Consider the following 15,343-nt stretch of genomic DNA (forward strand, 5'->3'; position numbering starts at 1 on the left):
GAGAAGCATCTTGCCCCCCCGCATCGTTGCGGGGACTTGGAGAAGAATCCTGTCCCCCCGCATCGTTGCGGGGACTTTGAGAAGAATCTTGTCCCCCCGCATCGTTGCGGGGACTTGGAGAAGAATCTTGTCCCCCCCGCATCGTTGCGGGGACTTGGAGAAGAATCCTGTCCCCCCCGACCTAAGGGGGGTTAGGGGGGATCGAAATTCCATGCAGCCTCATAAAAAATTGGTATCAAACAGTCACCTTTTTTTAGCAAACAGTTGACAACTGACTCCACATCAACCATCAACCCTCGCCCTAATTATTTATCACCGACAAAATCGTCTGATGATAAATAACCCTCCCCGGAGTAGTCCGAATATATTGATTAATCACATTCCCCTCCTCATCCTCCCGAACCCGACGAAACTCATACTCCTTAGTCACAATTCCCCCAGGCGATCGCTCCATCTTCAAAGGCTCCCCCTCCGGTTCCCCACTCTCAATAACCCCCTGGAACCTCACCCAAACATAAGAATGCAAATCCACAACCTTCTGCTCATAAGCAACCACCACATCATCCAAATTCGCAAAAAACCGACCAGCCCCCCTCTGCCCATGAGGATTATCCGCCGTCAAATAATAGCAACCCAAAACCATATCCTGAGAAGGAGTCACGATCGGTCTCCCCGTCGCCGGCGACATAATATTATTACAAGCCAACATCAACAACCTCGCCTCCGCCTGAGACTCCAACGACAAAGGAACATGCACCGCCATTTGGTCCCCATCAAAGTCCGCATTAAAAGCCGGACAAACCAAAGGATGCAACTGAATCGCCCTCCCATCCACCAAAATCGGCTCAAAAGCCTGAATCCCCAACCTGTGCAAAGTAGGAGCCCGATTCAACATCACCGGATGACCCTCAATCACCTCCTGCAACACCTCCCACACCCCAGCATCACCACGCTGAATCATCTTCTTCGCAGCCTTGATATTATTCACCAACCCCTGACGAATCAACCGGTGAATCACAAAAGGTTGAAACAATTCGATCGCCATCTCTCGCGGCAATCCACACTGATGAATCTTCAACTTCGGCCCCACCACAATCACCGAACGACCAGAATAATCCACCCGCTTACCCAACAAGTTTTGGCGAAACCTACCCTGTTTCCCCTCAATAATGTCCGACAAAGACTTCAGCGGCCGATTATTCGCCCCCACCACAGTCCTACCCCGTCTCCCATTATCAATCAGCGCATCCACCGCCTCCTGCAACATCCGTTTCTCATTCCGAATAATAATCTCCGGCGCCAAAATCTCCTGCAACCTAGCCAACCGATTATTCCGATTAATCACCCGCCGATAAAGATCATTCAAATCCGAAGTAGCAAACCGTCCCCCATCCAACTGCACCATCGGCCGCAAATCTGGAGGAATCACCGGAATCACCGACAACACCATCCAATCCGGCTGCGAACCAGTAGCAATGAAATTATCAATTACCCGCAACCGTTTAATCAACTTCGCCCGCTTCTGTCCCTTCGCATTCGCAATATCCTCCCGCAGTTTCTCCGCCTCCGACTCCAAAGGAATATTCTGCAACAAAACCTGCAACGCCTCCGCCCCAATTCCCACTTCCACCCCCGTCAGAGTCGAATCCTCACTATACAATTCATCCTCAATTTCCAGCCAAGCATCCTCCGTCAACAACTGCTTGTATTGCAACTTATCCGCATTCCCCGCATTCAACACCACATAAGCATTGAAATAAACAATCTGCTCCACATCCCGCAAAGGCATATCCAACAAAATTGCCATATAGCTAGGAATACCCTTCAGATACCAAACATGAGCCACCGGTGCCGCCAACTTAATAAACCCCATCCTATGACGACGCACCCGCGACTCCGTTACCTCCACCCCACATCTCTCACAAACAATTCCCCTATGTCTCACTCTCTTATATTTCCCACAATGGCACTCCCAGTCCTTCGCCGGCCCAAAAATCCGCTCACAAAATAAGCCGTCCATTTCTGGTTTTAAGGTTCTATAGTTAATTGTTTCTGGTTTTGTTACTTCTCCGGTTATCTGACCGTTGGGTAAGGTTCTTTCTCCCCACTGTCGAATTCTTTCTGGTGAGGCTAATCCTATTTTGACGTAATCAAAGCGTTGTTCTAACTTAGCCATTTTGACTCCAATTGATGATTTACAGTCGATGATTTTTGTGGATTTACTGTTTTTGTTGGCTCGATGGTTTGAGCAGGGGTGAATTTGTGATGGGGAGGTTATTAGTTATTGGTTATTAGTTATTGGTTATTTGTTCTTGGTTATTTGTTCTTCCCCTAACATATAACACTTCGACGCTTCAACTAAGCGGTTCGGACCCTGGGGCTCGGCTGACTCAAGCGCGGACTCGAAGGGCACGGCACACCGCCACTAACCACTAACCACTAACTAATAACTAAATTTTGTTTTTCCATTCTGATTGCTGTTGTTCTGCTTGGGTGCGGAATGGTTGCCAAATTTATTTTTTTGCCAATTAATACAGCCTGTTGAGCGGTGAATTTCTGTTTCATTAATTGCTGGGACAACTCTTGCAATGGTCATGTTCAGCGTCTCTCCCTTTTAGAGCGTTGATTTGCAATCTTACCGGTGGGTGGTACGAACAATGTTGAGGCTTTCTATTTGAGATGGTTGATTTGAGACTTTGGGTTTAGTGTTGCTCAAAATCTCAAATCCACTATCTCCAATACCTACATATCTTCGTCTAGTTCATCACGGGAAAGAGATTCATAGGTTGGTCTAGAGGGCGATCGCCTGCCACCGACATCTGCCATCAAATCTACCTCTACGTGTTCGCTACCATCATCGGATGTGTTGACTTTATGAACAGCAATATCTAAACACAAAGATTGCAATTCTCGCATCAACACTTTGAAAGATTCTGGAGTACCGGGGCGGGGAATTGCCTTACCTTTGACGATCGCATTTAGAGCCTCATTTCTGCCCTGCATATCGTCGGACTTTACTGTCAACAACTCCTGCAAAGTATAAGCAGCCCCAAAAGCTTCCAAGGCCCACACTTCCATTTCCCCAAACCGCTGTCCGCCTTGCTGAGCTTTACCACCCAAAGGTTGTTGTGTTACCAACGAGTAAGGTCCGGTGCTCCGGGCGTGAATCTTGTCATCTACCAAGTGGACGAGTTTCAGCATATAAGCGATGCCGACTGTCACAGGGCGATCGAACGGCTCACCAGTGCGACCATCATAGACAATAGTCTTGCCTGGATGTTTTTCATCAAACACCCAGGGTTTGCCTGTTTTTTCCCGCGCTTCTTGCAACTTGCCGTGCACAGTTTCGCGAGACTTCTCAGCCCCGTGCATTTCATCGAAAGGCACCATCTTAAACCGCATCGACAGATTTTCCCCAGCCCAACCCAGCAAGCACTCAAAAATCTGACCCACGTTCATCCGTGACGGTACACCTAGGGGATTCAACACCATATCAACCGGTGTCCCGTCCGGCAAATAGGGCATATCCTCCATGGGCAAAATCCGAGACACAATACCCTTATTCCCGTGGCGGCCTGCCATTTTGTCTCCGACTTGAATCTTGCGCTTTTGGGCGACATAAACTCGGACTACCATGTTTGCACCTGGGGGTAGTTCGTCGCCTTGTTCTCTGGTGAACACCCGCACGTCTACAACGCGGCCTTTTTCACCGTTGGGAACGCGCAGGGAATTGTCGCGGACATCTCGCGCTTTTTCGCCAAAAATAGCCCTCAACAGTTTTTCTTCCGGCGGTTGGTCTGATTCACCTTTGGGAGTTACTTTACCGACCAAAATGTCGCTAGCTTCCACCCAAGCGCCTTTGCGGATAATCCCCTGTTCGTCTAATTGTCGTAGTGCGTCTTCGCCGACGTTGGGAATTTCGCGGGTGATTTCTTCAGGGCCGAGTTTGGTTTGGCGGGCTTCGATTTCATACTTTTCAATGTGAATCGAAGTATAAACATCTTCGTAGACCAGGCGTTCGCTAATCAACATCGCGTCTTCGTAGTTGTAGCCTTCCCAGGGCATATAGGCTACGAGGATGTTGTGTCCCAGGGCTAGTTCTGCGCCTTCGGTGGAGGAACCATCGGCGAGGACTTGACCGGCTACGACGCGATCGCCCTCATAGATCAGCGGACGCTGATTCAAACAAGTATCCTGGTTAGAACGCTGATACTTTTGTAACTCATGTTCGATGCACCCAGCATACTTTTGCTTGAAAGCCGAAGGATTTCTCGCCCTGAGTTCGTCATAATCCCGAATCATAAACAACTCTTCCGATGAAGGGGATTCAGCATCGGGGGCTAGGGATTTGACGATTACTCTGGTGGCATCGATGTAGACAACTTCTCCGTTGGTGCGGGAAACCACCACCATCCCCGAATCTCGCGCTGCTTGAGCTTCCAAACCTGTACCCACGAGTGGTCGTTCTGGTTTGAGCAATGGCACTGCTTGGCGCTGCATATTGGAGCCCATCAGAGCTCGGTTCGCGTCGTCGTGTTCCAGGAAGGGAATTAGTGATGTGGCGACGGAAACGATTTGGACTGGCGAAATTGCCATGTAGTCCACTTGCATGGGTGTCGTCGTGGTGAATTCCTGACGGTAGCGGACGGCTACGGTTTCGCCGAGGAGGTTGTTGTTTTCATCGAGGCTAATGTCCCCCGGTGCAACCCGCAAATCATCTTCTTCATCGGCTGTCATGTAAACGGGAGCTTTGTCTCGCAGCACCTTTCCTTTTTCGACTGGGTAAAAAGGGGTTTCGATGAAGCCGTAGGGGTTGACTCTGGCGTGGGTTGCTAGGGAGCCGATGAGTCCGGCGTTGGGGCCTTCAGGTGTTTCGATGGGGCAAATCCGACCGTAGTGGGACGGGTGAATATCCCGAACTGCAAAGCCTGCGCGTTCGCGGGTTAGACCTCCTGGTCCTAGGGCGGATAGGCGTCGTTTGTGGGTCAGTTCTGCCAAGGGATTGGTCTGATCCATAAACTGCGATAGCTGGGAAGAGCCAAAGAACTCTTTGATGGCTGCTACTAGGGGTTTTGGATTGACCAGGGATGTGGGACTTAGGGAGTCGGAATCGGAAACGGTCATTCTTTCGCGAATGATTCGTTCTAGGCGGTTGAGTCCTACTCTGACTTGGTTTTGCAGCAGTTCTCCGACACTTCGGACGCGACGGTTTCCTAGGTGGTCGATGTCGTCTGTTGAGCCGATGTCGAATTCGAGGTTAATTAAATAGTCGATCGCGGTCAGGATATCCTGGGATGTCAACACGCGCACTGTGTCTGGGACGGTCAAGTTCAACTTTTTGTTGAGCTTGTAGCGTCCTACTCTGCCCAAGTCGTATCGTTTGGGGTCGAAGAATCGGGAATTGAGTAGTTGTTCGCCACCTGCTACCGTGGGGGGTTCCCCCGGTCTTAGTTTGCGATAGAGCTCCATCAGGGCTTCTTCTTCGCCGAATTGTCCTTCTTTTTCGATCGTCTTTTGGAAGTATTCGGGGTGCCGCAAACTGTCGTAGATTTCGCCGTCTGTGAGTCCCAGAGCTTTGAGCAAGACTTGGGCGCTGAGTTTGCGGGTTTTGTCGATTCTGACCCAGACTAAATCGTTTTTGTCGGTTTCAAATTTCAGCCATGCGCCACGGTTGGGAATCAGAGATGCGTTGTAGGAGCGGCGGCCGTTTTTGTCGGTTTCTGATTTGTAGTAAACGCCTGGGGAACGCACGATTTGATTAACAATGACTCGTTCTGCGCCGTTGATAATGAAGGTCCCGCGTTCTGTCATCAAGGGCAAATCGCCGATGAAGACTTCTTGTTCTTTGATTTCGCCTGTTTCTTTGTTAATCAAACGGGTGGGGACGTACATTTGTACTGAGTAGGTACTGTCCCGTCGTTTGGCTTCGTCTACATCGTACTTGGGGCGCTTCAGTTTGAAGTCTTTGCCGATGAAGTGGAGTTCTAGCTTCCCTGTGTAGTCTGTGATGGGGGAGAAGCTGTCTAGTTCTTCGATGAGTCCGGCTTCTAGGAACCAGCGAAAACTTGCCCGCTGGATTTCGATCAGGTCGGGCAAGGTGAATGCGAATTCTGTGTAATCTTTACTGGTCATGGGTGTCCTTTTTCCTGAGAAAGCTCTAGCTTTTTACATGGTGCCCAACCGGGGCGTTTTTTACCTTGCTTTCGTTTTTTTGAGAGATTGTGTGAGAGAATTTATATGATGTTTTCCATCGCTTACCAACTACTGCAACGGTTATTTTTGCGGGTAGCTCGCAGCGGATTATTGTTCATTTTGGCTTCGATCGAGATCTTTTTTGTGCCGATCTCTTGGTGTTCTATTTTTAATTCCCTACACATTTCATTCCTAGAATTTACTTTTCAGCTATCGCCAAATTTCTGAAGACCCCAGTTTTTTAGATGTGTATTTTTCCGGTGTATTAGTTGATTGTTTGGCCGGACTGGTCGGTGCAATACTAACTTTCGCTTGCAGTTTCTCGGAAACTGCTATCGCCCTAGTAGTGCGCCAACGCTCGATCGGCTTGTTCTTTTGATTATAGGGCGCAAATCCGATCGATGGCCAACTTCAAACGATAACATATTCGTGGTGCCGACTGATATGGCAGTAAGTAGAAGGAATAAGGCTCTGCGACCCTTCGACCCTTCGACTACGGGAGCTTGCAGGTTTCCGGTCACGAATCGTGTCAGGAAGAAAGAAGAAGACTTATGCAGCCAGCTTTTTACTCATCTGTATTTTTGGTTTAATTAGGTGAATTTACTGCTCTACAGGTAGTTTCTAGATCGCATAAAGACATCTACCAAATCTAAGCTATTGTTAGCATATTTTAGAAAAAGTCTTACTGTTAATCTACCTAACTTCTTTTGGGACTGGCTTTTTTCCTCCTTCCTCTGTTCGGCTTTAGTTAAAGTGAAAGGCCGAATAGCCGACAGGCATTTTCTGTTGTCTGCTGGGACACAGTTAAGAGAGAAACTCCTCTCAATTTAGCAACTTGCGCGGCTACGTGGTACACGAAGGCTGGTTCGTTGCGTTTTCCCCGTTCTGGTACGGGGGCGAGAAAGGGCGAATCTGTCTCGACTAGGAGCCGATCGCTATTTACCATACAAGCTGATTCTTGTATTTGCAAGGCTTTTTTAAAAGTGACTGTACCACTAAAACTGATGTAGAAACCCAGGTCTAAAAACCACTGGGTTTCTTCTGGTGTTCCTCCCCAGCAGTGCATGACTCCGCGCACCGGACCACGAGTTTGCCAAAATTCCCTCAGCATTTCTGCCATGGGGGCCGCTGCGTTACGACAGTGGATAATCACCGGTTTGTCTAGTTGCTGGGCGATCGCGAGTTGTGCTTCAAATACTTTGAACTGGTGTTCTCGATCGTCCGCTTTGTAAAAGTCTAGTCCGGTTTCGCCGATCGCCACTACTCTGGCATCTTGACTCGCCAATTCCCTAATCTGGTTTGCAGTCTCCTCTGTCCACTTCCCTGCGTCTAGGGGGTGGAGGCCTACGGCAAAGGATACTTCAGCAAACCGATTGGCGATTGCTTGAATTCCGGCAAACTCTTCTGGCTCTACACAAGAATGAACCAAACGAACTACTCCAGCTTCCCGCCAGCGTTCTCGAATGGCTTCTAACTCAGATTTGTACGTATCAAAGTTGATATGAACGTGGGTGTCGATGAGCTGCATGAGCGAGACAAGTACAAGTCAAAAGAATAGTGGGTGAGTGAGCGAGTTTGAGGAAGGACAGGGGGAGAGTCGGCTCTTGGTTATCTGTTATCCGTTCTTAGCTATTAAAAACTAACAACCACTCACAAATAACAACTAACTCATCACTGCTTCCTGCTTCTTTAAGATGCTACGGATACTTCATGGGGTTTGAGAGTTCTCGCCAAGCGCGACTTTTTGCGATCGCCATTGTTACGGTGGAGTACACCTTTTTTGACTGCTTTGTCGATTTTGCTGTAAGCCTCTGACATCCGCTGTTGCACTTCTTGCATTAACTCAGGACTCGGAGTGGCTGCGTATTTTTCAACCGCTGCAAAATACTTCTTCATCAGGGTTTTTACTGCTGACTTGTAAGATTTGTTGTACAAGCGGTTGCGTTCAGCGATTTGGACTCGTTTAACGGCGGACTTAATATTTGCCATAGTTCAGTTGCTGGAAGTAGGTATTCATTGATAGTTGCCCCTACCAGAGAAATTTCCAGAAATATCTCTGCTTTCTCTAGTTTTTGAGACTCTCAGGTCTGAAGACACTGAGATGCTTGATTCAGCCAGCCGATTTACCCAAACAGGATGCTTCCTGTAATAGTAGAGGTTGATTTTACGCAACCGTTGCTCGGCTCGGCTTCCGAAGGTTAAACAACCCAGTGACTAAAGTCACAGGCATCGCTTAGATCTGCGCGTTGCAGGCACTGAGTTTGACGCTGACCGACTAACCCGATGGAGACCAAACTACAATGGTCCCTACAAGTCACGGTTTATTGCGCGCAATTTTCGAGTATACAATATTTGAGGGTTTTTTATAAAAAAATTACGTCAGAAAAACTAACATAGCACATATTCTGCTCAAAATGTGATTCCCGGAAAAATCCAAGTTAAGCTATAACAAAGAGTACGGGTTATTCTAGCTTCGGCAAGAAGCATTTACAGAAGGCAGAAGGCAGAAGACAGAAGGCAGAAGGCAAAAGGTACAAGGCAGAAGGCAAAAGGCACAAGGCAGAAGGCAAAAGGCAGAAGACAATTTCTCCCGTTCTCCCATTCTCCCCCCTTCTCCCGCTCTCCCTCTCCCCCCTCTTGCTCCGATCTTCTCTCCTCTCCATCGCCACCCGGTTCTCAGGCGGGCAATTCCTAAGGAAGGCATTCCGAATCTCCATGCTGCGAATCATTACTCAGTGGGTTGAGGCACAAGCTGAACTGCGACGAATCTGCGATCGCACCCATGACGAACTTGTTGTTCACAAAGAAGCCACCGTGCGGGAGGTGCTGCAAGCTGTAAAGCGCAAAGGCGATAAGGCCCTGCTGCACTACACCGCTGAATTTGACCGCATGACCCTAAATGCGGAAGATTTACGTGTGAGTGGCTCTGAATTGGACGCTGCTTACCAGCAGGTGCCCAAAGAATTATTAAGTGCCATCCGCACAGCTTGCAAACAGGTAGAGGCGTTTCACCGACAGCGCGTCCCCAAGTCTTGGGTACAGTTTGGCTCGGATGAGGTAGTTTTGGGCAAGCGCTATACTGCGGTCGATCGCGCCGGAATTTACATCCCCGGCGGTCAGGCATCCTATCCCAGCTCGGTGATCATGAATGCGGTACCTGCTAAGGTCGCTAAAGTTCCGAGACTGGTGATGTGTACTCCCCCCGGACAGGAAAAGAAAATGAATCCTGCGGTGCTCGTAGCGGCTCAGGAAGCGGGAGTTGATGAGATTTATCGCGTAGGTGGAGCTCAGGCGATCGCGGCTTTGGCCTACGGTACGGAAACTATTCCGAAGGTGGATTTAATTACTGGACCGGGGAATATTTACGTTACCTTAGCGAAAAAACTGGTTTACGGGACTGTAGGGATTGATTCTCTGGCTGGCCCGTCGGAAGTGCTGATTATCGCTGATGGGGATGCTAACCCCGTCCACGTCGCTGCGGATATGTTGGCTCAAGCTGAACATGATTCGATGGCGTCGGCGATTTTGCTGACGGCGGATTCCGTGTTGGCGAGGAAGGTGGTGGCTGAGGTAGATAGACAGTTGGCAAATCACCCACGCCGGACTTTAACTGAAAAGGCGATCGCCAATTATGGTTTAGTCGTAGTAGTTGAGTCTCTCAAGGCGGCGGCGGAACTCTCTAACGAGTTTGCTCCCGAACACTTGGAATTGCAAGTTGCAGATCCCTGGGCTTTATTAGAGCAAATTCGCCACGCTGGGGCGATTTTCTTGGGCTACTCGACACCGGAAGCGGTGGGAGACTATTTGGCGGGACCGAATCATACTTTGCCGACTTCAGGAGCTCCTCGCTATGCTTCACCACTTTGTGTCGAAACTTTTATGAAGCATTCAAGTTTGATAGAATATTCGCCGACTGCACTGAAAAAGATGGCTAAGGCGATTAATGTTTTGGCCGAAGCTGAGGGTTTGCCTTCTCATGCTGATTCGGTGCGACTGCGGACTGAAAACGACGAGGATGTAGAATTTTAGGTTCTAAAGAGTAAATTTTAGCTAAACAGACGGAAGTACCCACACTAATCGAAGCGATATAGTGTGGGACCAAAAACGCTTGAGGCTGCGTGAGGCTGTTGGGGTTTGATATCAAATCCGGTTGTATCGGAATGATTTAACCGCGAAGGCGCGAAGTACGCGAAGGAAGAGAAGAGAGAGTTTAATACAGGACGATTAAGAGAGGATTTTATATGATATCAAATCCGGTAGCATCTGAATAATTCAGATATGTATTGGGGAATCGAGGAATTATCAAACCCTTGAACAAAATATCTAGGGTTTTAGCTAAATTTTCCAATCTACAAAAATGGCGTAAATATAAGCAATAATTTCTCCTGTTACTATGCGAAAACCTTCGCTGGATTTCCACCATTCTTGAGGATTGTAATCTTGGGGCTCTGCTGCGATAATTCCCACTTGAATTTCTGGATGCAGGACTTCTTTAAAGATGAGCCAACTTCTGCGGGCGTGAGTTCCAAAGGAATACAGATTAATGGCATCCACTTTTAAAGCTGAGGTAGCAAGCCATTCTTTAAGTGCGATCGCCGAAGCAGCAGTACGGTATTTGAGGACATTGGCTGCGGGTACTGCGATGATTTTATCGCGATCGAATCCGAGGGCAATGCAAGTGGCCGCGGTGAGTTCAGCATAATTTTTATATTCAGCTAAGTAGTAGCCTTTACTTAAGGGAATTCCTGTGGTAATTAGTTGGCGATATTTGCCTTGTTTGAATTCGGCGATCGCACTTTCGATCGCGTAATCTGGCAACCAGCCTTCTACTACCAAAATATCTGCTTTCACGGGCGAATTTACCGCCAAAAACGGATGGATATTTTTGACTATCAACATCATTGCAATTATTAATCCCATGATTGCAATTACCCAACCTTCCCTGGTAATTGCCCACTTTTCTCGCCGACGTATGAGACTGATTTTCATGGTCTGTGTTTAACAAAAAAACCAGGTTTCTTTGATTTTGGTGTGTCTAGGATTATGCTGCAATAATTATTGATTTTTGAGGTACTCAAACACGCTTTTGTCACCAATATCTTGGGGGATAGGTTGAAAAAACTTACGGACTGCAAATATGATAAACAAAACTGCCCAAACAGCGAGTAATAATTGTTCGTTTTCCCCTGAAAGAAAACCGCCAATATGTCCGATAATTAAGAACGGAACTCCGGGAGTCAAAAACTTAGTTTCTAAGCGATTGAAACAGAAAGCTTCTTTGAAATAGATGCCATTTAATGCGGCAAAAATAAAACCAATTCCCCACAAAGTTGCTGGATGTTCGTAAACTGCTAAAGCTAGGGGTTCTGTGCTTTGTATGGCGATAAAAAGTGCGGCCGCGCCACCGATCGCCCAAAATATTTGTAACAGTCGGTGTAAGGCAATCATGTAAATATGAATAGTTGCCAAACTAACGCCTAAAGCTATCCAGAAACAAGCAAAAATCGGCGTTATTGCTTGGATGGCGGTTGGGTTGTCACCCTGTTGCAGTACGAGGGTAGTGCCGATCGCCCAACAAGTGGCAGCTACCCCTAACGCTGCACGGTAAATTATCACACCCGTGCGATCGCTTTGAGTAATCGTAAACTCGCCAAATTGCCCTTGATAGACTGCCGATTCTTCAGGGGATTTTAATAGTTGCATCGCAGCTTCCTCCTATGTATTACAGACGAATGTACTTCTGTCAAGATATACTTTATTCATAAACCAGTACCACCAACTCCAGTTATGTCTAACTTTGACAAGCCTAGATTTAAAAAGCCTAAATTTGACGATAGTCCAAACCAGAGCAAATCCCTACCTTCGGAAGCTGAGCTTCCTCCGATTCAGCTTGATGAAACTATTGTAGCAGGTAGAAAGCAGAAACCACTAAATCGCCTTCAGCGTCTATTGATGGGCATTCCTGAATTTAACTTGATTAAACACGCAATGGTCACAGGTATGGATGGAATTACCCTGTTAGATCTCCAACAATTCGAGCAGAGAATTGCTCAAATATTGAATTCTCAAAGTATTGAAGTTGGGATTAAAAATCTCCTTACCTATTTAACATACCTCAAAAATAATTTGCAATTACCCTGTCATGTCACAGGCAGAGAATTGTTTATTTGGGAAGAAGATTTGGGTAGTGATTCGGGCAACAAAAAAGAATATAAAAAAACCACAAAAACTAAATCTTCTTACACAGACATCTTTGAAATCAAACAGTTTAAGGATACTGTTTATCAGAAAAATGGCATCCTTGTAGAGGTAAAGCGTCTCAGCGATAACCGAGATTTTGTGTTGCCTTTAGTGAATTTAAAAAGCAGTGATGAAAAATCCCCAAATAAGGTTTTTTTGGATGATTATTCAGTGTGGTTTATCAATCATTGAGGCAGATCCAAAGCATCTGCGTTACCAGGAAGAGCCTGGTAACGACTAAAAGATATCAGTTGGAAGCTGTTTAAATGGAAGTAGCTAAGTGCGATCGCTCTACCTTGGCTAAAGCTTCAACCAAACTGCGAACAGCGGCGATCATCGCGACTTCGCTATTAAGTTGACTGATGGCAGAACCGACACCAATACCCGCTGCACCGGCGCCAATAGCCAGCGGTGCGGTGACATTGGAGATGCCAGAAGCGCAAAGTACGGGAACCGATACGGCGCGGGAAATTTCAAAGGCGGCGGCTAAAGTAGGCGCTGCTTTTTCGATCAATCCCAAAGTGCCGGCGTGAACTGGTTGAGCACTGGTACCGCCTTCTGTTTGGATAATATCAGCGCCAGCTTTGACTAATTCTGTGGCTAATTGCACCTGTTGGTCCAAGGTCAAAATATGGGGAACAGTTACAGAAAGGGTGATGTTGGGAAGTAGCGATCGAGTTTGGCGAGTCAACTCCAAAACTTCGGCAGCTTCAAAGCGGCGACCTGAAGCGTAGAAAGAGTCAAAGTTACCAATTTCAATCAAATCTGCACCGGCTTCTACCGCAGAGACAAACTTTTGGGGCTCTACTGCTGATACACAAATTGGCAAATTTGTCAATTTTTTTGCCATGATTACCAAATCGCGATCGGCTGCAATATCAACAAATGTTGCACCGCCGAGATCCGCTGCTTTGACAACAGCCGCAACTCTGGCGGCATCAAAATTATTCAAACCGCTGATAATTTTCAGGGCGCGGCCTTGCTCAAATGCGCGCTGCAATTTAGGATTTACAGTCATCGTTAGTTTTCCAACTTAGAAAATTTCGTAAAATCATTTTGACACAGACTTGAGCAGGGTGCATCTCAATTTTGCAAATATGTTCGTAGGGGCGAAGCATGACCGCTGTAAATCTCTCGTTATCACTAATAAATTTTCTGCGGTCATGCTTCGCCTATGCAAAATCGGGATGCTCCCCTTGAGCACTTGGTGATTTTTAATAATTAATTCTTAATTACTTAGTGACTATCGCAATTTGTAGACATTATGGAAAAAAGCGTTCGGGCGGAGTAAAATTGTGCATATATTGTACATATTAAGATTCTACAAGCTCAACTACAAAAATTATGAACACATTTGAGCGTCTAAAGATCGATGGGTTTCGCCGTTTGTTTTCAGCAGAGGTGGAAATGCGACCTCTGACAGTCATGATTGGTGCTAACGGTGTTGGGAAAAGTTCTTTTTTAGAAATATTCTCACTTCTAGCAGCATCAGCCAAGGGTCAGTTACAGTCAAAAATTTCAGAGTTGGGCGGTCTAAATCAGACGGTAACATTAGACCGGGCTGATAGCTTGTCAATCTCCTTATTGATGCCTATAGAGAATCAGGAACCGCTCAACTATTCTCTAGAAATTGCAACCAAAGGTCAGTTCTATGAAATTGGTTTAGAAACTCTCATTCAAAAACGTAATCTCTCTGCTTCACGACCTTTTAAGTATATTGAATCTCGCGGTTTAGATGTCATATATTTTAATCCAGAGGATGAAAAGCTACAACGCCCAAACTGGCAACATAATCCTTACGAAACCTCCCTCGCCCAAGTTCCTAAGATGTATCGGGAACCGGAAACGTTGAGGCAAAATTTAGCTTCGTGCAGTTTTTATAAAGCATGGGAATTGAATCTCGCCCCTCAAAGTCCCATCCGTTTACCTCAATCTATGCGGCCTGCAACTTTACCCGGTACTAAGGGAGAAGATTTAGTTTCATGCCTTTATTATCTGCGAGAAACAGACCCCAATCGATTTGAAATTATCGAAGATACGCTTGCTGCGGCATTTCCTGATTTTGAAAGGTTGAGTTTTCCTCCAGTAGCGGCAGGAACTTTAGCAATGACTTGGAAGGATAGAAATTTTTCTCATCCTTTTTATATGCACCAACTTTCCGAGGGAACGCTACGGTTTCTCTGGTTAATAACCCTATTGCAAAGTCGAGATTTAACTGCTGTCACGCTGATTGATGAGCCGGAAGTTAGTTTACATCCAGAGTTGTTACAACTGTTAGCGGATGCCATGAGAGAAGCTTCTCAAAGAACTCAACTAATTGTAACAACTCATTCAGATAGACTGATCGGATTTTTAGAGCCTAAAGAGGTGCTTGTCTGCAATGCTGAAGATGGATTAACAACTCTAGCTTGGGCTGACTCTATAGACTTAGAACACTGGTTAAAAGATTATAGCTTAGATCAGCTTTGGGCAATGAATATCATTGGAGGCAGACCATGAAAATTGCCATCATAGTGGAAGGAAAAACAGAAAAAGCTTTTATGCCTATCTTGCGAACTTTTCTGATGTCGCGTTTGCAGCAACTGCCAGACCTCGATCCTAAACCGCCTTCTAAACACATTCAAGAAATCTTTGAACTTGGTAAATGTCGGGACAGCTATAGTAAAACGCGGGATGCCCCAAGGATATTAAAAGATCAAGACTTGATGAAGGCTGTAAATGAATGCCCTGAATTGAAGGCGTTTGTAAATACGATTCTATTACTTTGTAACGGGGATCTGATTCCTTGACTTGGTAATCGCTTGCGGAATTCCTCAAACAAAAAAACCCAAAGATGGGTTTTTTAAATTCCTATTTACGATCGCACAGGTGAAAAAACCCTGTTCCTGTATAAGGCTCATAGCCAACATAC

Annotated in this window: 11 protein-coding genes; 4 read left to right on the forward strand and 7 right to left on the reverse strand. The window is 46.5% G+C overall.

The genetic code is table 11. The annotated features are described in order from the left end of the window. Positions 1–301: 301 nt before the first annotated feature. From ACBR23_RS18730 to rpsT, 4 genes are all read right to left on the reverse strand, one after another. A complete protein-coding gene (locus tag ACBR23_RS18730) occupies positions 302–2,176 on the reverse strand; it encodes a DNA-directed RNA polymerase subunit gamma (RefSeq protein ID WP_371113951.1) in 1,875 nt (624 codons plus the stop codon). A 566-nt stretch (positions 2,177–2,742) separates the two neighbouring features. After that, the gene (rpoB, locus tag ACBR23_RS18735) at positions 2,743–6,132 is read right to left on the reverse strand and encodes a DNA-directed RNA polymerase subunit beta (RefSeq protein ID WP_371113953.1); all 3,390 of its coding nucleotides are present in this window, start codon (positions 6,130–6,132) and stop codon (positions 2,743–2,745) included. An 808-nt stretch (positions 6,133–6,940) separates the two neighbouring features. Continuing rightward, positions 6,941–7,720: a TatD family hydrolase gene (locus ACBR23_RS18740; protein ID WP_341736225.1), complete on the reverse strand. Its 780-nt coding sequence runs from the start codon at positions 7,718–7,720 to the stop codon at positions 6,941–6,943. A 161-nt stretch (positions 7,721–7,881) separates the two neighbouring features. Beyond that, complete coding sequence (rpsT, locus tag ACBR23_RS18745) at positions 7,882–8,181, reverse strand: 30S ribosomal protein S20 (RefSeq protein ID WP_341736226.1); 300 nt, start codon at positions 8,179–8,181, stop codon at positions 7,882–7,884. 726 nt (positions 8,182–8,907) lie between these two features. Here rpsT and hisD point away from each other — a divergent pair. Next, a complete protein-coding gene (gene hisD / locus ACBR23_RS18750) occupies positions 8,908–10,221 on the forward strand; it encodes a histidinol dehydrogenase (protein WP_371113954.1) in 1,314 nt (437 codons plus the stop codon). A gap of 306 nt (positions 10,222–10,527) precedes the next feature. On the opposite strand, the gene ACBR23_RS18755 is transcribed toward hisD, so the two are convergent. Then, positions 10,528–11,181, reverse strand: a complete 654-nt coding sequence (locus ACBR23_RS18755) for a YdcF family protein (protein ID WP_371113955.1) — start codon at positions 11,179–11,181, stop codon at positions 10,528–10,530. Positions 11,182–11,247: 66 nt separating this feature from the next. Continuing rightward, entirely contained in the window at positions 11,248–11,895 is a 648-nt protein-coding gene (locus ACBR23_RS18760) for a DUF2301 domain-containing membrane protein (protein ID WP_371120003.1), read from the reverse strand. 84 nt (positions 11,896–11,979) lie between these two features. Between ACBR23_RS18760 and ACBR23_RS18765 the strand changes: the two genes are divergently transcribed. Further along, positions 11,980–12,624 carry a hypothetical protein gene (locus ACBR23_RS18765; RefSeq protein ID WP_371113957.1) on the forward strand — a complete coding sequence of 215 codons (645 nt, stop codon included), beginning with the start codon at positions 11,980–11,982 and terminating at the stop codon, positions 12,622–12,624. Positions 12,625–12,694: 70 nt separating this feature from the next. Here the strand turns inward: ACBR23_RS18765 and ACBR23_RS18770 are convergent, their stop codons facing one another. Further along, complete coding sequence (locus tag ACBR23_RS18770; protein WP_341736230.1) at positions 12,695–13,450, reverse strand: DUF561 domain-containing protein; 756 nt, start codon at positions 13,448–13,450, stop codon at positions 12,695–12,697. Between the two features lie 326 nt (positions 13,451–13,776). Between ACBR23_RS18770 and ACBR23_RS18775 the strand changes: the two genes are divergently transcribed. Both ACBR23_RS18775 and ACBR23_RS18780 read left to right on the forward strand, forming a co-directional pair. After that, the gene (locus ACBR23_RS18775; protein WP_371120002.1) at positions 13,777–14,931 is read left to right on the forward strand and encodes an AAA family ATPase; all 1,155 of its coding nucleotides are present in this window, start codon (positions 13,777–13,779) and stop codon (positions 14,929–14,931) included. Beyond that, a complete protein-coding gene (locus tag ACBR23_RS18780; protein ID WP_371113960.1) occupies positions 14,928–15,221 on the forward strand; it encodes a DUF4276 family protein in 294 nt (97 codons plus the stop codon). Before ACBR23_RS18775 ends, ACBR23_RS18780 begins: the two co-directional genes overlap by 4 nt. Positions 15,222–15,343: the final 122 nt, after the last annotated feature.

It is taken from the genome of Microcoleus sp., from assembly GCF_041354475.1.
GTDB lineage: Bacteria > Cyanobacteriota > Cyanobacteriia > Cyanobacteriales > Microcoleaceae > Microcoleus.